Consider the following 17,274-nt stretch of genomic DNA (forward strand, 5'->3'; position numbering starts at 1 on the left):
TGATCACCTTAACGGTAGGACTTCTGGTAGCGGGCGCGGGCACCGGGTCCACCCCACTTCTTCGGTTCGGACTGGCGGACGTCGTTGACCAGCAGGGAACGGTCGAACTCCATGAACGCGTCACGAAGTTCGGCGTCACCCATATACTGGACGAGGCCGCGAGCGATGGCGGTGCGGACGGCGTCTGCCTGTCCGGTGATGCCGCCACCCGAAACGCTCACTTCCACGTCGACTCCCTCACGCTCGTCGTCCGCGATGCGGAACGGTTCGAGCATCTTGAGGCGAGCCATTTCCGGTTCCACCAGTTCGACTGGCTTCGAGTTGATTCGTACACGACCTTCGCCGTCCGTAACCGTGGCGCGAGCGATGGCCGTCTTCTTCTTTCCGCTCGTGTTCGTTACCATGTGACGTTAGCACCTAGGTAGTCGCTGACTTCGCCCAGCTGGACGAAGCGGATGTTCGAGAGTCGGTCCAACGACGTCCCGTCGAGGACTTCGCCGTCCTCGTCGTACGGGTTGCCGACGTAGACACGCACGTTCTCGAAGGCTTCTCGCCCTCGCGGCTTCTTGTACGGAACCATTCCCCGAATCGCTCGCTTTGCGAGCATGTCCGGACGCTTCGGGTAGTACGGCCCCTGATCGGAGCCGAGGTTGACGCGCGTCTCGAATTTGTCCAGTACGTCCTGTTTGCCGCCGGTGATGATAGCTTGCTCGGCGTTGACGACGGCGACCGTCTCGCCGTCCAACGCACGCTGTGCGACCTTGCTTGCGACGCGACCGAGAATACAGTCGCGTGCGTCGACGACGACATCTGCGTCGAATTCTGCGATACTCATCGAATCACCCGGACGTTGGAACCGCTGGGATTTTGTTCGATTGCCTGTTCGAGTTGGATCGGTTCGCCGTTTGCCTGCTGAATCTTCGTCTCCGCAGTCGACGAGAAGTCGACCGCAGCAACAGTGACGTTCTTCTGCAGGACGCCGCTACCGAGAACCTTACCGGGTACGATGACGGTCTCCTCTTCCTCCGCGTACCGCTCGATGCGGCCGAGGTTGACCTCTGCGTGCGTACTCCGTGGTTTCTCGAGGCGTGCTGCAACGTCGGTCCACACGTCGGCTCCCGAATCACGGGACACCGACTTGAGTTCGGCGATGAGACTACTGAGCCTCGGATTAGTTTTACTCATGCTACTTCCTCCAGTACAGAGAACGGATGCAGGGAGCAGGATTTGAACCTGCGGACTCCTACGAGACAGCGCCCTGAACGCTGCGCCGTTGGCCAGACTTGGCTATCCCTGCACGCTAAGAACACGTGCGTACCCTCGCGGGCAACACAGTGTTGTCCGTGGCCCTTAAAACCACTTTCGATTGTCGAGGCATTTCGTGCCTCGATTTCCGCGGACGGGAAGCGTCCGCGAGTCCGTCGAACTCGGGAGTTGACACTCCCGGTCGAATCGGCGGACACGTCAGGGAGGTTGTAAGGGCCGGTCATGGTTATAGTTGAATTGCCTGTTCGAGTTCGTCCGCACGTTCCGTGAGCGAATCGACGGCCTGTGTCACCAGTTCCTCGACGGTGAACGAGCCGTCGCTTTCGACGTGGAACACGAACGCGTTCGGTACGTCGATGACCTCGACTTCCTTACCGGGGAACCGCTGTGTGAGGTCGTGATCGAACGCCTCCGTCGGAACGAGTTCGCCATCGTCTTCGATGACGCCGCGAAGGATTCGCGGCTCTTCCTCCTCGAACTCGTCCCGGTCGCCGACGACTTCGACGCGCTGCAGGTGACGATAGCCGACCGCGACGCCACCTTGGTGTTTGGTGTGTTCCTTACCCGAACCGATCACCGCGTCGGCTTCCAGTTCGAGTCGTTGACCCTCTTTCAGGTCGATGATCGGGATGTTTTCGTCGGCGGGCTGGACCATCTCGTCGGAACTGATGAGGTCGCCCGAGAACGCGGTTCCCGGTCCCGAAACGTCGAGACTGAGCGTTACCGTGTCGCCCTCCTCGAACTCCCCGGGTGGCGTCGTCAGCGGAACGAGTCCGAGTCGCAGTCCGATCTGCTCGTCGAACATCACCGAGGAGTTCTCGATGACTCGGAGCGTATCGATGGACAGCGTCGGAACGTCCGCTATCATCGCTCGGCGAATCCCGTTCGCGAACGCCGGAGTGACGTTACGGACGAGGAATCGCGATTTCCGTTCACCGCGGTCGATGAACTCTACGTCGAAGTCTTCGGTCATGGTTTAGAATCCACTACCTTTCGGTGCGCGGGTACCGTCGTGCGGAATCGGTGTTACGTCTTCGATACGTCCGATTTCGATACCGGCTCGTGCGAGTGCGCGAATCGTCGCCTGCGCACCCGGACCGGGGTTCTGCTGCAGGTTGCCACCGGGGCCACGCACGCGAATGTGCAGGCCGTCGATGCCAGCCGCTTTGACCTCTTCGGCAACCGTTTCGGCCATCTGCATGGCCGCGTACGGCGAGGACTCATCACGGTTCTGCTTGACGACCGTCCCACCGGACGACTTCGCGATCGTCTCGGCACCGGTCTGGTCCGTGATGGTGATGATGGTGTTGTTGAACGATGCGTGTACGTGGGCGATGCCCCATTTGTCGTCGTTGTCGCTCATTCGTTACCCTCCGAACGTTCGGGGTGAAGGTCGTCCGCAAGCGGGCTGTGCTCGTCGAAGGCGATGTCGCCTTCCTCGTTGATTTCGACTTTGGCCGAGGGAACCGACACGCGCTGACCGTTCACCGTGACGTGACCGTGCGTGATGAACTGGCGTGCCTGTTTCGGCGTGTGAGCGAGACCCTTTCTGTACGCGACGGTCTGGAGACGGCGCTCCAGCACGTCGGTGATGTCGAGCAGCAGCACGTCGCCGAGTTCGTCGCCATCTCCGAGGATGCCGAGTCGCTTCAAGCGCGACAGGAACTCGCTGCTCTCGTTGACTTCGTCGCCCGAGATGTCGCCGAGAAGAGAACGAGCCTCGCGTCGGTAGTTACGAAGCTCACTCTGTGCTCGCCAGAGCTCTTCTTTGTTCTTCAGACCGTAACGGTCCATCAGACCACGTTCCTCGGCGATACGCTCGCCCTGGAACGGGTGGTTCGGCGTCTCGTAGAACTTGGTGTTCTCACCGGGGAGCGACATTATTCGTCACCCTCCGCTTCTTCGGCCGCTGCTTCCTTGATCTCCTCGACGTTCACGCCGATCGTACCCTCGGTACGACCCGTGGACTTCGTTCGCTGACCGCGAACTTTCTGTCCACGCTTGTGGCGGACGCCTTTGTAGGAGTCGATCATCTGCATCCTGTTCAGGTCCCGACGGCGGGCCATCGACAGGTCGTTACCAGTTTCGTGGGTCGTCTCGCCGGAGAAGTATTCCTTGCGGTGGTTCGTGAGCCACTCAGGAACCTCGTCGGCGTAGTTTTCCACGGCTTCGACGACACTCTCGATGTCGTCCTCGTCGAGGCGGCCGAACGTCGCTGTTCGGTCGACGCCCGCCTCCTCGGCGATAATTCGAGCCGTGCGACGACCGATCCCGTTCATTCCGGCGAGGGATCGCTCTACGGACTTCGTCCCATCGAGGTCTGTTTGCCCGATGCGGACGAAGTACCGAAGGTCGTCGTCATCGTCCTGTGGTTGTTCGGTACTCATAGTTGATTGATTGGAGCGTCGAGGGAGGGATTCGAACCCTCGAGGCTTGACGCCACAGAGTTAGCAACCCTGCGCCGTGGGCCAGACTAGGCTACCTCGACACACTCGTTTGTGTATGTTCGCCCTTCCGGACTCGGGACGCACGTCCCTACAGATGTCTGCACTCTATTCTATCGGGGGTTACTATTTAAACGCAACGAATGACTTTCGAACAGTACGGTAAACCGCCGCAAGGGGCACCGAGACTAGATACGCGCCGATGAAAAACGGTATCCAGAACACCCACAGTTCGAGCGTCGGAAACAGGTGACTTCCGTACGCACTCCCCAACGTCAACGCGAAGTAACCCGGCAACGCGAGCGGTGTCATCAGTCTGGCATCAACCGCACCGAGAACCAGCGGGACGACTAACAGGAGATACCATCCCCAAACCGCCCGCCCGGCGAGTATTCGTCGAACAGCCGGATTTCGGCTCTGCTTCATGTTGATCGCCCTCCTCGCCGCTTGATTCCGTGACGGGAGAGCAAGTCGGTCGCTGCTGCGTTCTCCCATCGCGCTCTCGTATCCGTGTCGAGCAGAAACTTCGTCGTCTCGACGATGTACCCCGGTCTGCCGAGGTCACCCGCGACTTTGTGCACGAGCATCGGCCTCGATCCGTCAAGTTCGCCACCCCGACGATACTCGTGAAACGGCATGTACCACGGGACGACGCTCCCGTTCAACTGCTCCGCCGTCCGTTTTGCATATTCGGGTGCCGGATCCGAATCGGTCGGCCAGATCACCTGTCCCACCGACGACTCGTGATAGCCGTAAATGCCGAGCGAACGGTGTAGGTCGAGCACCATCTCCGGGTCGTGTCGTTCGACCACTCCCCAAATGGCTCGCGCCAACTTCGTCTTCGGCTCTTCACCGCTCGGGAACTGTCGGTTCAAGTCCCCGTGTGCACCTTCGCGCCGGTTCTTTCGAATCGCCACTCGGTTCGCCTTCGGAAGGACGACCAGTTTTCCACGTTCGATTTTCCAGCGGGCGATCTCGCTCGCGGCCCGATACCCACACCGTTCGTCGCCGTGGATCCCCCCAACGACCAACACCGTCGGGCCATCGCGTACTCCTTCCCGCACGAACACGCCCGTCTCGTACTTCGTTCCCGGGAGAAGACGATACGTCGGGTCGAGCGTTGCCTGCCCACCCCCACTAGCGGCTACCGACAGCAGCGTACTTCCAGCGAGAAGCGTACCCGTCCTCGCGAGTAGTGTCCGGCGTCGCATACGAGAAGCGCCGCAGGCAACTATCATCAACCTTGTCGCCCCTCGCGTGCGCGAAGAAGAAAAAGAAGCGATAAATAAAACAGGATCAGGCGTCGATGTACTGGTCGTCGATGTAGCGGTCGTTTATCTCCCACTCACCGTCGTCGTTCTGGATCATGTACTCACCGTAGTAGGGAACCCGATTTGCGACGGTCTCACGGAACGCCGTTCGAATCTCCGGTTTCGTCATCTCTCCCATCGGTCGGAGGTCGTCGTTACGGTTCAGACACCCTTTAAGGAATCCTTCGTGCGTGACGCGCACGCGATGACAGTTTGCACAGAAGCTTGGATTCTCGACAGGGTCCACGATTTCCACCATCCCCTCCCCGACCCAGTACCGTCTTCGACCGTGCATCTCACGGATTTCGACCTCGTCAGCCTGCTCTTCGAGCCAATCGTGCACTCGCTGGATATCGATTGCCCATTCGGGATTGCCCGTCAACTCGGGCATGTACTCGATGAGCTGCAACTGCAGCCCATCGTTTTCCGCGACGTGCTCGACCATCTTGGGAACGTAGCCCGCCGTCGCCTCGAATACGACCATATTGAGTTTTACCGGTTCGAGTCCCGCGTCGAGTGCCGCTTCGACACCTTCGAGCACTTTGTCGTACGCGCCGCTGTTGGTCACCTCGGCGAACGCTTTCGGGTCGAGGGCATCCTGTGACACGTTCACCCGGGATAAGCCCGCCTCACGGAGTGCCTCCGCCCGTCCCGGGAGAAACGTCCCGTTCGTCGTGAGCGAGGTTTCCATCTCGTCTGGAGTCCGTCGAATGATCTCCTCTAAATCCTCCCGGAGCATCGGCTCGCCACCGGTGAACTTCACTTTCCCGACGCCGAACTCGCGGGCGACTTCCAGAAATCGAATCACGTCGTCGGTACTCATCTCGTCGTCGCCCGGTTCCATCGGGCCACGCGTGTCACCCAGGCCTTCGTTGTGACAGTAAACGCAATCGAAATTACACCGGTCGGTCAGTGAAACACGTACCCCCGTGACTTCACGCCCGAACGAATCTTCGAGCATCACTCACTTTTTGGTCCGAGTATTCTTAAAGTCGTGGGCGGGTGTATCCGAAACGTAACTGAATGTGGTTACCAGCTACTGAAGGGCTAGCGAAAATCAGCCACGAAGCGTTCGGTTCACTGTCATCATCCACGAGGACACCATCGGGTTCACAAGCCTTATCGACATATCGTACCCTATCATCATCACATGGATGAAACAGACGTTCGAGAGATTCTCCGAACGGTTCAGGACCCGGACCTCGGCGAGGATATCGTCTCCCTCGGCCTCGTCAACGATATCACCGTCGAGGACGGTATCGCACAGATCTCGCTCGCACTCGGCGCACCCTACGCCCCCCATGAATCCGAAATCGCAAATCGCGTCCGCGAGGCGCTCGCCGATGAGGGGCTAGAGGCCGAACTCTCCGCTCGTGTCGATACCGAACTCTCCCCCGAGGAGCAGGTCCTTCCCGGCGTCAAAAACATCATCGCAGTCGCTTCCGGAAAGGGTGGCGTCGGCAAGAGCACCGTCGCAGTTAACCTCGCCGCAGGACTGGCGAAACTCGGCGCACGCGTCGGCCTCTTCGACGCCGACGTGTACGGCCCGAACGTCCCTCGAATGGTCGATGCCACCGAGCGACCACGAGCGACCGAGGAACAGAAACTCGTTCCGCCGGTGAAGTTCGGCGTGAAACTGATGAGCATGGCCTTCCTCACCGGCAAGGACGACCCCGTCATTTGGCGCGGCCCGATGGTCCACAAAGTGCTCACACAACTCTGGGAGGACGTCGAATGGGGAGAACTCGACTACATGGTCGTCGACCTGCCGCCCGGAACAGGGGACACACAGCTCACCCTTCTCCAGAGCGTCCCCGTCACCGGTGCTGTCATCGTCACGACACCCCAGCAAGTCGCACTCGACGACGCGAACAAAGGACTCCAGATGTTCGGCAAGCACGACACGGCCGTCCTCGGCATCGCCGAGAACATGAGCACGTTCAAATGTCCGGACTGCGGCAGCGAACACGACATCTTCGGCCACGGCGGCGGTGCCGCGTTCGCCGAAGAACACGACATGCCCTTCCTCGGGTCGATTCCGCTCGACCCCTCCGTCCGCAGCGGCGGCGACGAAGGAACCCCCATCGTCCTCGACGACGAGACCGAAACCGGTGACTCCTTCCGAACCCTCACCGAGAACGTCGCCAACAACGTCGGCATCATCAACCGCCGCCGACAGCAGCAGGAATAAGCGATGGCAGGCGAAACAGAATTCGAACCGGACGAAGAGCGAATGAAAACGCTCCGCGACATCGCCGACGACATCCGCGGCGAGTCGAGCGAGAGCAGGTTGGTCGCCGCGATGCTCTACCGCGTGAGCGACCTGTTCGACCCGAACGAGGAGACGACGCCGCGCGACATCTTCCTCAACATGCGGACGATCATCCGGACGAAAGACGCCGGTGGCAAGGGAAAGTAGGCGGGACTCGTTCGGCACTCAGCGCCACCGCCAGACGAACAGTAATCCGATGAACAGGGCCGGGGTGAAGTAGATGATCGGGATACCTCCCACTTCTTGATTTCCACTGAGTTTCTCGGCGGGACCCTGGGAGTACGTGTCGTTCGTGTAATGGTAGTGGTTGCTCATCCACGTCGGGCGAACGGGTTGGAACGATTCGTTCCACTGCTCGGTTTCCTCGCCAGCTTTCCCGGCGAATCCGACTTGATCTATCCCGCCGCTCTTCTTCGTCAGGTTGCCCGTGTAGAGGCGTGCCTCCCCCGCTATTTTCGTATCTTCTTTGTCGAGGAGTTCGACTTTGATCCGAGTGGAGTTGTGCGGTTGTGGGGATGGCACATAGAAACTACCGTCCGTACCGAGCGTGTGAACGAACAATTTCGTTGAATATCGACGCATGGATGGGTTGACTATGGTGACGTACGCGACAGATGATGGCTTTCCGTCGATGGTTCCATCAGCCACCGTGACGTTCGCGATATAAGGAGTTGGAATTTTAGTCGTGGACGTATTAATCTCCTCAGTGAAGTTGTAGCTGGTAGCATTACCAGTTGCTGAAATGGTTACCGTGTGATTATTTTTGACGACGCTTAGACCGCGTGTTATGTCAACATATTTTTCTACTGTCTGTCCAGGACTCATATTAAAGTACGTTTGCTGAAACCGTGTATTGTCGACATAAACGACGAAGCCCGCTTTTTGCATGTATTCTTTAGTTGGATTTCTGACAATCACCTGGAGTTGATTGTCTTTGAGAGTACTTCCGACACAGACATTACGAGATGATTGAACCACTCTCGTAGTTCCATTTTTTGAAACGGAACAATTTGTAGTCGTGCTGTTTAAAGCATTTACAAGTGGGAAGGAGGTTGAAGAAATGAGAAGTAAAAGAACAAATATCGATTGTATCTTTCGATCCATACAACCGCTTTGTTATATCATAATATATAAAATTAATTATACTGTATAGTGTAGCCCCTTGTCATCTGTACCATCAGATTCCTTACTCTGCGATTTGAGCCGTTCTTTGATTTCCCTCTTCGTCATAAGACCCTGGTACGACTCGTGGACGATCTTGCCACCGACAGATTCATTCTTGATCTTGCCGTTCTGTGTGACGTACTGCTGAACGACATCTACTTTTGCGGTAACGTACGTCTTGAGGACGGTATCGCCCTCTAGATGAACATCTGAAGTCGTCGTTTTCGATCCAGTCTGTTTCTTCAGGTCCCACCGTACGTTTGGCTGTGCCTTTCCAACTTGCCAGCCATCTAGTTGGGAGTACGACATTGCAAGGTCCAATTTCGTCGTCGTCAGTTTATCTTGCCACTCGTACTGCGCATCCCGAACTTTCTTCCTCGTTTGGACGTCGTAGGTGTAGTCGACATCCGTGTGCTGCTCCTTGTATTTGTAATAGTACTGCGTCTCGTATTGCGCATCCTCGACTTTCCGTCGTTTCTGCTTCCCAGTCGCCCAATCGTCGTAGTGGAACTTCTGGTACGACCAATAATAATCCGTCTCGGTGACGGTATACGTGTAGTACTCGGTCGTCGTGTAGGTTCTGGTGACCGTATCCGTGTAGGTGTACTGCTTCGGCACCTCCATGCAGATACCATACCGGCTACACTGCATGACGTATTTTGTCCCCGTTTTGGTTACGGTGACAGTTTTCCGCTTTCTCACCGTTTTCGTCCCTGTTTTCTGCACGTCGTGTCTGTGTGCGTACTGGTTCAGCATCCGATATTGTGCCGGGGACGTCTGCACCCGCCGGGTGTCACCCGTGAACGTCCCTTTTCCGGATTTCGAGTCACGCCACTCGTGTTCCGTCGTCGTGTACGTCCGTTTTTTCGCCGTCCGACCGTTGGACCACCAGTCCGGGTGTACCTGGAGAAATGCGGACTGTTGTAGCTTGGTCGAGAAGCTTCGATCGACGTCTTTGTATTTCGCATCCGCAACCTTCGTCCGCTTTTGAATCGCATACTCGAATCCGTCCCGCGTTTTCTCGTCCACCGAATAGCCGTTCGAGAGATACTGGTCACGTTTCGTCGGTGATTTGGTTGTCTTCCAGTCGTAAATTGGTTGATTCACCAAGTAGCTCGTATCCTTGATTTTGGGTTTCGTCCATCGTTTCCCGTAGTTTCTGTACACTGTGACGTCGGGGATATCCACCTCTTTGTACGTCTCCGGCTTGTTTTCGTTGTATACTCGGATTTTCGCTTGCCCGTTCGTCTGGAACAACTCCGAGGCAGGGATTTCCACGATTCCAGTATACATTCGAACCTCCCCACTCTTCTCGTTGACAGATTTGTTTTTGTCCATTACATCTTGTTTTTTCCATTCTGCAACGGAACCAGATGCGCGCTTAACATCGATGCCCAAATGGTAATTATATTGATATCTGTTCTTACTGAATTGGAATCCATTTGTTGTCACTCGAAGTCTGACGGTATCGTTCGGTTTGTAAGGACCGTTTGAGACTTCCTTAACCGATTGAACATTTGGCACATAATCATTGAGGTAATTGAACCTCTTTTTCGCCGTTAGGCCATATCGATCTTTAATCTTCAATTCCGCAAATCTGACTGATGAAAATTTTGCTGTTTTATTGTCTGCAGTGATTGGTTGAGCACCTTTCATCCAGACATATCTCAATTTTGTATGATCTGGGTCAAACGAACCGCTCGCGTCTACAACAATACCCCAGTTATATGGTCTGTATCCGCTTGTGCCATCATTGGTGACGTCCAACCGGATTTCTGGAGGAGAGGGAGTTACGTGTAGCGTAGATATTCTCTTGAATTTCTTCTCTACTTTGTTAGAATTTCTATTCACCACTGCATATTCTCGATCAAGTTCATAATCTCCAGGGAATTTACCTGCAAAGTCTGTTTTGATAACCAAAGTCTCGCCCTGAATGTGAGTAGATTTCGAGATGGTTCTGACATCTCGCCTTTGCCCTACAGCTCTTATCCGGATGTTACTAGGATCCACTCCGTTCAATTTGATCTTCGTCACGTGATGTGCAGTATATCGTTTCGGATCGATTCGCGTATTATACGAATCCACGTCGTTGTTGATGAATCCGGATTGAACGATCTCCGGCATTTTCGAGGGGGTTATCGTCCGCGTGAGTATCGTTGTCTGCCCACGTGTGTCAACTGCGGAGACGGTGAGCGTATACTTCTCACCGGGCTTGAAATCCTTCGAGTCGAACGACACTGTTCGATGGCGCTGCATCCCACCGGGTGTGGTGGCGTCCATTTTCGTGCGTCCGATTTCCTTGCCGCCGAGTTTGACGTGAACTGACTTCAAGTTCGCATACGCGTCAGTCGCATACGCACGGCCAGAGACGGAACCGAAGCTATCGAAAGAGGGTAACTTGACGGTCGGTTTTGGATCGGCTGTGACAGTCGTCGTTCCATCCGAAAAGCGTGCGATGGTACGGGAACCATCCGAATAGGTGACAAGAGCATACAACGAATGGTCTCCGGGTTTCCACTTCGTCGTCAGTGTCCGACCGGTACCGAGTCGCGCACTGTCACCGAACCACGTGATCGAGCGTACCTGCGACGATGTAACCGTGGATTGGATGCTGTAGGTTCCTCGGAGCGGTGTAGTACCGGTGATCAATTCGTCCCCGGAAATAGTGGGTGAGAACCGATCCGCGAGTGTATCCCGTGGTACTGATGGTGGGGAACGATTCGCTTGGACGGAGATACGCAGCGTGTCAGTGTCGGTCTGACCGTCCGTATCGTACGCCGTCGCCGTGACGGTCCGCGTTCCTGTGTTCGAAAACGTTCGTGTGAGGGTTTCAGCATCGTTCCCGCCGGAAAGGGAGTCCGTGGCGGCCGTTTTTCCGTCGAGCGACCACACCACGTGGTCGAGGGGTGCCGCACCGGCATCGACGGTTACGGAGTACACCGACTGTTCGCCGACGTGTGGGTTTTGTGGACCGGACACGTCGACAGACGGGCCGTCTCCCGGGGTGACGGTTACGTACAACGTGTCGTGACTGCTCGTCCCGTCCTCGTCGGTAACCGTCAGGGAAACCGCGTATCGTCCGACTTCGTTCGGGTGAAACCGGGTCTGCGGACACGTTCGACAGTTCGGCGTGATTGTTCGTCCGTCCGGGGTTCGTATCGACCATTCGTATCGCTCGATGCGGCCGTCCGGGTCGTGTGATCCGGAGGCATCGAGGAGGACCGTGCTTCCGCGCGCGACGTGCTGGTCGAGTCCAGCGTCGGCGAGTGGTGGTTCGTTTGCCGCCGCTATCGTTGGGAAAATCACCGTTGTGAGGAGGAGTACTACCAGGACACTCGAAACGACTCGATGCATGTTATTCGGCCGGTTTTGTGTCCCTTTACTTTAAAAAGTTATTTGATTTATACTCTACCATATATTAAACCATTAACAGATCTGGTGGCTTTGCAACGAGACGGAGATCGCCTTCGCGTTCATTTATTGCTATTTAAATAACCATTACTAAATGGGAAGTTTATTTTAGGAGAAACGGTGAAATCAGCCGGTAGGCGCCATCTATCACAATAGTTCCTTGCCAATCTATGGCAAAGGCTTTACCAGCATGCGATACAATTCTTATCCACCAGGCCCGGGAGGCCATGGAGTTTCAATTATGACGGATGACGAACTCATCTGGCGAATCGCAGGCGGTTCCGGTGACGGGATCGACTCGACGAGTCAGAACTTCGCAAAAGCCCTCATGCGAGCAGGGTTACACGTATTCACGCATCGACACTATCCGTCGCGCATTCGCGGCGGCCACACCTACGTGGAGATTCGCGCGGCGGACCACGAAGTCAAATCGCGCGGGGACAACTACAACTTCCTCCTCGCGCTCGGAGACAGCTTCGCGCGGAACCCACAGGAAGAAGCATACTACGGTAACGAGGAAATCAAGCCCCTGACGGAGAACTTGGACGAACTCCGCGAGGGTGGAGTCATCATTTACGACTCCGGCTTGCTCGACACCGATGATATTCCGGACTTCGATGCACGTGTCGAGGAGAACAACTGGCACGTCTTCGATCTGGACCTCCGCGGACTCGCCAAGGAGTACGGCCGTGAGATCATGCGGAACACGGCCGGCGTCGGCGCGACCTGCGCCATCATCGGGATGGAGCTCGACATCATCGAAGACCTGATGGCCGAGGCCATGCCGGAGAAAATCCTCGAACCGAACCTCGAAGTCCTCCGTGCGGCCTACGAGGACCTCAACGAGAACTACGACACGGACGTCGGCGTCACGCTCCCCGAAAGCGACTACGACGACGACAAGGTGCTCATCTCGGGCAGCCACGGTATCGCCTACGGTGCCATCGACGAGGGATGCCGGTTCATCTCCGGATACCCGATGACGCCGTGGACGGACGTGTTCACCATCATGACCCAACATCTCCCCGACCTCGGCGGAATTTCCGAGCAGGTCGAGGACGAGATCGCCGCCGCCGCGCTCGCGATCGGTGCGAGCCACGCGGGCGCAAAGGCGATGAGCGGGTCGTCCGGCGGTGGGTTCGCACTGATGTCCGAACCGCTGGGTCTCGCCGAAATCAACGAGACACCCCTCGTGTTGGTCGAATCGATGCGTGCCGGTCCCTCGACCGGAATGCCGACGAAACCCGAACAGGGCGACCTCGAACACGTCCTGTACACGAGTCAGGGTGACTCGAACCGCGTCGTGTTCGCGCCGGGTGACGCACGCGAATCGTACATCCAGACGCGAAAGGCGTTCGAACTCGCGTACAACTACCAGCTTCCGAGCATCATCCTCTACGACCAGAAGCTCTCCGGCGGTCACGAGACCGTTCCGGAATCCACGTTCGACCGTGACCCGAACCCGGACATCGGGGAAGTCGTCACGGAAGAGGAGATAGAACAGGGAGAACGCCTCGCCGGTCGGTTCAAGCGCTACCGCTACGACGGCGAGAACGGCGTCAGCCCGCGGTCCCTGCCGGGACAGAAGGGCGGCAACTTCCTCGCCTCCGGTAACGAGCACAACGAGGCAGGTCACATCAGTGAGGACCCGGACAACCGCGTCACGCAGATGGACCGTCGTATGGAGAAACTCGCGGCCATCCGCGAGGAACTCAACGACATGGACGAGTCCCACCAGACCGTCTACGGCGACGAGGACGCCGACTACGCCATCCTCAGCTTCGGTAGCATGAAGGGTGCCGTCGAAGAGGGTGTCGAGATGCTGAACGAGGACGGTCACTCGGTCAAGACGATGAACGTCAGCGACATGGTGCCGTTCCCGAAGAAGGAGGTCAATGCCTTCCTCGAAGACGTCGACGAGGTGCTCGTCGTCGAGATGAACGCCACGGCACAGTTCCGCCGACACATCCAGGCGGCGACCGGCAAGCACGGCGACAAGCTGTTCAGCCTGCTGAAATACGATGGCAACCCGTTCGAGCCTTCGGAAGTCGTTGACGGCTTCGAAGCACAAATCGACGGCGACGCCAACCCAGCGCACAACACGCGCATCGAATCCGCAACGGGTGACTGAAAATGAGTGTATTCAACGCAATCGACGAAGAACGAGACATCGACGTGAACGAGTTCACGCCCAGCCTTGAACCACAGGCGACGTGGTGCCCGGGCTGTGGTGACTTCGGCGTCCTCAAGGCGCTGAAACAGGCGATGCCCGAGGTCGGCCGCACGCCGGACGAGACGCTCCTCGTCACCGGTATCGGCTGTTCCGGGAAGCTGTCGAGCTACTTCCAGAGCTACGGCTTCCACTCCATCCACGGGCGGTCCCTACCGGTCGCACGCGCGGCCAAACTCGCCAACCCCGACCTCGAAGTCGTCGCCGCTGGCGGTGACGGCGACGGGTACGGAATCGGTGGGAACCACTTCATGCACACGGCTCGTGAGAACCACGACATGACCTACATCGTCTTCGACAACGAGATCTTCGGACTGACGAAGGGGCAGACCTCGCCCACGTCGCCGAAGGGACACAAGTCGAAGACCCAGCCGAAAGGGAGCGCGAAGAGTCCGATTCGACCGCTCTCGCTCTCGATCACCTCGGGTGCGACGTACGTCGCCCGAACGGCGGCGGTCAACCCGAACCAGGCGAAGGAAATCCTCACCGAGGCGATGGAACACGACGGGTTCGCACACGTGGACTTCCTCACGCAGTGCCCGACGTGGAACAAGGACGCAAAGCAGTACGTCCCGTACATCGACGTGCAGGACAGCGACGATTACGACTTCGACGTCCACGACCGTCGTGAAGCGATGCAGATGGCGCACGACACCGAGGACGCCCTCTACGAGGGCAAAGTCCTCACCGGGCGCTTCTACGTGAACGACGAGCGACCCTCCTACCAGCAGGAGAAACAGTCGACCGGCGACATGCCGGAATCGCCGCTCGCAGAGCGGTACTTCGACGACGATTACGAGTGGGAACGGAGCTACGACCTGCTCGACCGCCACAAGTAATCTCGTTTCGCCGTTCTCGTCGGTTCGAACAACCTTTTCGTGGCCGTCAATGTGTTTTTCACTTCGCAAGGTATTTTTTCCTGTGCGGGAAACATCCTGGTATCATGAGTACGGAATCGACCGAAGACCGTATCCTCCACGTCTTAGAGGACGATGCACAGGCGTCGTACTCGGAAATCGCGAATCGCGCTGGCGTTTCGAAGCCAACGGTTCGAAAGTACATCGAAAAGCTCGAAGAGGAAGGCGTTATCGTCGGCTATTCCGCCGAAATCGACCCGAAGAAGCTGTCCAGTCAGAGTATCGCGCTCGTCGGCATCGATGTCGAAAGCGAACGGTACGTCGAAGCGACGCGGGCGCTCCAGAATCTGGACGATATCGACACCCTCTACACGTGTAGCGGTGATCACATGCTGATGGCCGAAGTTCGCGCACCGAACGGTGGCGCGGTCGGCACCGTCATCAGTGACGACATCCTCACCATCGACGGCGTCACCGCGGCCCATCCGTCGTTTCTTCAAGAACGTCTCAAGTAGTAATCCGAGTGCATCTCACGAGAGCCGTATCGATCCGCGGCCGAGTCCTACTGCATCGTCCCTGACGCTCCCGTCGAGTGCGGACAGCGAGCGCGGCGGTGTCGGTTCAGCCTCGTCTCCGTCGGTTTTCTCGGAGATTCGTAAGTGCCACCAGCCGACGCTCCGCCACGCACCGTCCTTGTAGCCGACGTCCCGATACGTCCCGATTTGCTCGAATCCCAGCGACTCGTGCAGGCCGACGCTGCCCGGATTCGGGAGCGCGATTCCGGCGTAGGCGTTGTAATATCCCTGTTCCCGGAGGAGTGCGAACAGCGATTCGTAGAGTCCCCGTCCGATACCCGACCGATGGTGATCGGAACGAACGTACACCGAAACGTCCACCGACCACTGGTAGGACTCCCGAGACCGATGGGGACTCGCGTAGGCGTATCCGAGGAGTTCGTCGTCGAGGACACAGACCAACCACGGGTACGTCGGAAGGGTGGCTTCGATCCGATTTTCGATCTCCGCTTCGTCGGGTGGCGTCCGTTCGAAGGAGATGACCGTTTCCCGAACGATGGGTGCGTAAATGTCGGTGATCGCCTCGGCGTCGGCCGGTTCGACGAGTCGAATATCGACCATGCTCAGTTGCCGTCGCTCACGATTAAAAAGATCCCTGTGACGGCGATAACGCCCTCTTACTGGTTACGCACAAGCATTTTTACCGGAGAGCAGGAACTATCGGCAATGGCTATCTATCAGCGGGAAGTGTGGGTCGATGCGCCGTTCGAGGACGTATGGCGGTTTTACTCGACCACGGACGGTTTGGAGGCGCTCACGCCGGAGTGGATGAACCTTCGAGTGGAGAGGGTTCGTGGTCCGGACGGCGAGGCAAACCCGGACGTCCTGGAGGCGGGAACCCAAATCCGCATGTCGCTTCGTCCCTTCGGCGTCGGTCCGCGTCAGCGCTGGACTTCGACCATCGTCGAGCGCGAGGAGGAGAATTACGCGGCGATGTTTCGGGACGAGATGTCGGACGGACCGTTCCCCGAGTGGGAACACACACACCAGTTCTATGCGGGTGACCTGCAGCAGACGCTCGTCCGTGACAAGGTGGAGTATCGGTTTCCAGCGCTCGGCGAGGCGGGAAGCCCGCTCGCAAAGGTCGGCTTCGAACCCATGTTCCTGTATCGGCACGCGAAGACGAAGCACTTGCTGGAGCGATGAAGTTTATGCACGTCAGCGTGGTACGTGACATCTCATGTCAGACGTAGCTGTCATCGGCGGCGGTCCTGCCGGACTGAGCGCGGCGCTGTTCACCGCGAAGAACGGACTCGATACGGTCGTGTTCGACACGGACGGCACCGCGATGCACGCGGCGCACCTGTTCAACTACCTCGGAATCAAGAGCATCGATGGGGACGAGTTTCTGGAGGTCGCTCGGGAACAGGTGGACGAACAGGGTGCCGAACGAAAGCAGGGCGAGGAGGTAACGAACGTCGAGGAGTCGGACGACGGGTTCACCGTGACGACGGAGAACGGCGAGTACGATGCGACCTACGTCGTCTTCACGACCGGACAATCGCGTGACATGGCCGAGGCGCTCGGCTGTGAGTTGAACGACAACGGTACGGTGAAAACCGATTCGGATAGCGCAACGACGGTCGAAAACACCTATGCCGCCGGGTGGACCGCCCGTTCGGACAAAATTCAGGCGGCGATATCGGTCGGCGGCGGTGCGGCCGCAGGATTGGACATCTTGAGCATCGAAAAGGGTCGTGCGTTCCACGACTTCGATACGCCGGACGACGCGGAGTGACGGCGTT

At 57.6% G+C, this 17,274-nt stretch carries 20 protein-coding genes and 2 tRNA genes; 7 read left to right on the forward strand and 15 right to left on the reverse strand.

The window, feature by feature from the left end:
* Nucleotides 1-8: 8 nt before the first annotated feature.
* From NKF26_RS11725 to moaA, 12 genes are all read right to left on the reverse strand, one after another.
* Nucleotides 9-404 (reverse strand): 30S ribosomal protein S9, encoded by a 396-nt coding sequence (locus tag NKF26_RS11725; RefSeq protein WP_253227991.1) that lies wholly within the window; start codon nucleotides 402-404, stop codon nucleotides 9-11.
* The gene (locus NKF26_RS11730; protein WP_253227990.1) at nucleotides 398-835 is read right to left on the reverse strand and encodes a 50S ribosomal protein L13; all 438 of its coding nucleotides are present in this window, start codon (nucleotides 833-835) and stop codon (nucleotides 398-400) included. The genes NKF26_RS11725 and NKF26_RS11730 overlap by 7 nt, the downstream gene beginning before the upstream one ends.
* Nucleotides 832-1,185, reverse strand: coding sequence for a 50S ribosomal protein L18e (locus tag NKF26_RS11735; RefSeq protein ID WP_066142734.1), 354 nt, complete (start codon nucleotides 1,183-1,185; stop codon nucleotides 832-834). The genes NKF26_RS11730 and NKF26_RS11735 overlap by 4 nt, the downstream gene beginning before the upstream one ends.
* Nucleotides 1,186-1,212: 27 nt before the next feature.
* Nucleotides 1,213-1,297, reverse strand: a tRNA-Leu gene (locus NKF26_RS11740).
* A gap of 195 nt (nucleotides 1,298-1,492) precedes the next feature.
* Complete coding sequence (locus NKF26_RS11745) at nucleotides 1,493-2,239, reverse strand: DNA-directed RNA polymerase subunit D (protein ID WP_253227989.1); 747 nt, start codon at nucleotides 2,237-2,239, stop codon at nucleotides 1,493-1,495.
* A 3-nt stretch (nucleotides 2,240-2,242) separates the two neighbouring features.
* A complete protein-coding gene (locus NKF26_RS11750) occupies nucleotides 2,243-2,629 on the reverse strand; it encodes a 30S ribosomal protein S11 (protein WP_066142728.1) in 387 nt (128 codons plus the stop codon).
* Nucleotides 2,626-3,147 (reverse strand): 30S ribosomal protein S4, encoded by a 522-nt coding sequence (locus NKF26_RS11755; protein WP_253227988.1) that lies wholly within the window; start codon nucleotides 3,145-3,147, stop codon nucleotides 2,626-2,628. The genes NKF26_RS11750 and NKF26_RS11755 overlap by 4 nt, the downstream gene beginning before the upstream one ends.
* A complete protein-coding gene (locus tag NKF26_RS11760) occupies nucleotides 3,147-3,653 on the reverse strand; it encodes a 30S ribosomal protein S13 (RefSeq protein ID WP_253227987.1) in 507 nt (168 codons plus the stop codon). Before NKF26_RS11760 ends, NKF26_RS11755 begins: the two co-directional genes overlap by 1 nt.
* A gap of 16 nt (nucleotides 3,654-3,669) precedes the next feature.
* A tRNA-Ser gene (locus NKF26_RS11765) sits at nucleotides 3,670-3,754 on the reverse strand.
* Nucleotides 3,755-3,836: 82 nt separating this feature from the next.
* Complete coding sequence (locus NKF26_RS11770) at nucleotides 3,837-4,136, reverse strand: hypothetical protein (RefSeq protein WP_253227986.1); 300 nt, start codon at nucleotides 4,134-4,136, stop codon at nucleotides 3,837-3,839.
* Nucleotides 4,133-4,921 carry a succinylglutamate desuccinylase/aspartoacylase family protein gene (locus NKF26_RS11775; RefSeq protein ID WP_253227985.1) on the reverse strand — a complete coding sequence of 263 codons (789 nt, stop codon included), beginning with the start codon at nucleotides 4,919-4,921 and terminating at the stop codon, nucleotides 4,133-4,135. Before NKF26_RS11775 ends, NKF26_RS11770 begins: the two co-directional genes overlap by 4 nt.
* An 85-nt stretch (nucleotides 4,922-5,006) precedes the next feature.
* Complete coding sequence (moaA, locus tag NKF26_RS11780; protein WP_253227984.1) at nucleotides 5,007-5,981, reverse strand: GTP 3',8-cyclase MoaA; 975 nt, start codon at nucleotides 5,979-5,981, stop codon at nucleotides 5,007-5,009.
* 189 nt (nucleotides 5,982-6,170) lie between these two features.
* Between moaA and NKF26_RS11785 the strand changes: the two genes are divergently transcribed.
* The gene (locus NKF26_RS11785; protein ID WP_253227983.1) at nucleotides 6,171-7,211 is read left to right on the forward strand and encodes an Mrp/NBP35 family ATP-binding protein; all 1,041 of its coding nucleotides are present in this window, start codon (nucleotides 6,171-6,173) and stop codon (nucleotides 7,209-7,211) included.
* 3 nt (nucleotides 7,212-7,214) lie between these two features.
* Entirely contained in the window at nucleotides 7,215-7,439 is a 225-nt protein-coding gene (locus NKF26_RS11790; RefSeq protein WP_253227982.1) for a hypothetical protein, read from the forward strand.
* A gap of 18 nt (nucleotides 7,440-7,457) precedes the next feature.
* Here NKF26_RS11790 and NKF26_RS11795 read toward each other — a convergent pair whose 3' ends face one another.
* A complete protein-coding gene (locus NKF26_RS11795) occupies nucleotides 7,458-7,814 on the reverse strand; it encodes a hypothetical protein (protein ID WP_253227981.1) in 357 nt (118 codons plus the stop codon).
* Between the two features lie 618 nt (nucleotides 7,815-8,432).
* Entirely contained in the window at nucleotides 8,433-11,810 is a 3,378-nt protein-coding gene (locus NKF26_RS11800; RefSeq protein ID WP_253234342.1) for a PKD domain-containing protein, read from the reverse strand.
* 298 nt (nucleotides 11,811-12,108) lie between these two features.
* Here NKF26_RS11800 and NKF26_RS11805 point away from each other — a divergent pair, with 298 nt between their 5' ends.
* From NKF26_RS11805 to lrpA1, 3 genes are all read left to right on the forward strand, one after another.
* Nucleotides 12,109-13,998, forward strand: a complete 1,890-nt coding sequence (locus tag NKF26_RS11805; RefSeq protein ID WP_253227979.1) for a 2-oxoacid:acceptor oxidoreductase subunit alpha — start codon at nucleotides 12,109-12,111, stop codon at nucleotides 13,996-13,998.
* 2 nt (nucleotides 13,999-14,000) lie between these two features.
* Complete coding sequence (locus NKF26_RS11810) at nucleotides 14,001-14,936, forward strand: thiamine pyrophosphate-dependent enzyme (RefSeq protein ID WP_253227978.1); 936 nt, start codon at nucleotides 14,001-14,003, stop codon at nucleotides 14,934-14,936.
* Between the two features lie 104 nt (nucleotides 14,937-15,040).
* Complete coding sequence (gene lrpA1, locus NKF26_RS11815) at nucleotides 15,041-15,469, forward strand: HTH-type transcriptional regulator LrpA1 (RefSeq protein WP_066142702.1); 429 nt, start codon at nucleotides 15,041-15,043, stop codon at nucleotides 15,467-15,469.
* Nucleotides 15,470-15,484: 15 nt separating this feature from the next.
* Here lrpA1 and NKF26_RS11820 read toward each other — a convergent pair whose 3' ends face one another.
* Entirely contained in the window at nucleotides 15,485-16,090 is a 606-nt protein-coding gene (locus NKF26_RS11820; protein WP_253227977.1) for an arsinothricin resistance N-acetyltransferase ArsN1 family B, read from the reverse strand.
* A gap of 105 nt (nucleotides 16,091-16,195) precedes the next feature.
* Here NKF26_RS11820 and NKF26_RS11825 point away from each other — a divergent pair, with 105 nt between their 5' ends.
* Nucleotides 16,196-16,675, forward strand: coding sequence for an SRPBCC family protein (locus NKF26_RS11825; RefSeq protein ID WP_253227976.1), 480 nt, complete (start codon nucleotides 16,196-16,198; stop codon nucleotides 16,673-16,675).
* A 34-nt stretch (nucleotides 16,676-16,709) separates the two neighbouring features.
* Nucleotides 16,710-17,267, forward strand: coding sequence for an FAD-dependent oxidoreductase (locus NKF26_RS11830; protein WP_253227975.1), 558 nt, complete (start codon nucleotides 16,710-16,712; stop codon nucleotides 17,265-17,267).
* Nucleotides 17,268-17,274 lie beyond the last annotated feature (7 nt).

Origin of the sequence: Haladaptatus sp. AB618 (assembly GCF_024136965.1) — an archaeon.
Classification (GTDB): domain Archaea; phylum Halobacteriota; class Halobacteria; order Halobacteriales; family Haladaptataceae; genus Haladaptatus.

Bases quoted from the DNA above. Each gene is read 5' to 3' on its own strand.
- NKF26_RS11725 (WP_253227991.1), bottom strand. From the start codon at position 404: ATGGTAACGAACACGAGCGGAAAGAAGAAGACGGCCATCGCTCGCGCC.
- NKF26_RS11730 (WP_253227990.1), bottom strand. From the start codon at position 835: ATGAGTATCGCAGAATTCGACGCAGATGTCGTCGTCGACGCACGCGAC.
- NKF26_RS11735 (WP_066142734.1), bottom strand. From the start codon at position 1,185: ATGAGTAAAACTAATCCGAGGCTCAGTAGTCTCATCGCCGAACTCAAG.
- NKF26_RS11745 (WP_253227989.1), bottom strand. From the start codon at position 2,239: ATGACCGAAGACTTCGACGTAGAGTTCATCGACCGCGGTGAACGGAAA.
- NKF26_RS11750 (WP_066142728.1), bottom strand. From the start codon at position 2,629: ATGAGCGACAACGACGACAAATGGGGCATCGCCCACGTACACGCATCG.
- NKF26_RS11755 (WP_253227988.1), bottom strand. From the start codon at position 3,147: ATGTCGCTCCCCGGTGAGAACACCAAGTTCTACGAGACGCCGAACCAC.
- NKF26_RS11760 (WP_253227987.1), bottom strand. From the start codon at position 3,653: ATGAGTACCGAACAACCACAGGACGATGACGACGACCTTCGGTACTTC.
- NKF26_RS11770 (WP_253227986.1), bottom strand. From the start codon at position 4,136: ATGAAGCAGAGCCGAAATCCGGCTGTTCGACGAATACTCGCCGGGCGG.
- NKF26_RS11775 (WP_253227985.1), bottom strand. From the start codon at position 4,921: ATGCGACGCCGGACACTACTCGCGAGGACGGGTACGCTTCTCGCTGGA.
- moaA (WP_253227984.1), bottom strand. From the start codon at position 5,981: ATGCTCGAAGATTCGTTCGGGCGTGAAGTCACGGGGGTACGTGTTTCA.
- NKF26_RS11785 (WP_253227983.1), top strand. From the start codon at position 6,171: ATGGATGAAACAGACGTTCGAGAGATTCTCCGAACGGTTCAGGACCCG.
- NKF26_RS11790 (WP_253227982.1), top strand. From the start codon at position 7,215: ATGGCAGGCGAAACAGAATTCGAACCGGACGAAGAGCGAATGAAAACG.
- NKF26_RS11800 (WP_253234342.1), bottom strand. From the start codon at position 11,810: ATGCATCGAGTCGTTTCGAGTGTCCTGGTAGTACTCCTCCTCACAACG.
- NKF26_RS11805 (WP_253227979.1), top strand. From the start codon at position 12,109: ATGACGGATGACGAACTCATCTGGCGAATCGCAGGCGGTTCCGGTGAC.
- NKF26_RS11810 (WP_253227978.1), top strand. From the start codon at position 14,001: ATGAGTGTATTCAACGCAATCGACGAAGAACGAGACATCGACGTGAAC.
- lrpA1 (WP_066142702.1), top strand. From the start codon at position 15,041: ATGAGTACGGAATCGACCGAAGACCGTATCCTCCACGTCTTAGAGGAC.
- NKF26_RS11820 (WP_253227977.1), bottom strand. From the start codon at position 16,090: ATGGTCGATATTCGACTCGTCGAACCGGCCGACGCCGAGGCGATCACC.
- NKF26_RS11825 (WP_253227976.1), top strand. From the start codon at position 16,196: ATGGCTATCTATCAGCGGGAAGTGTGGGTCGATGCGCCGTTCGAGGAC.
- NKF26_RS11830 (WP_253227975.1), top strand. From the start codon at position 16,710: ATGTCAGACGTAGCTGTCATCGGCGGCGGTCCTGCCGGACTGAGCGCG.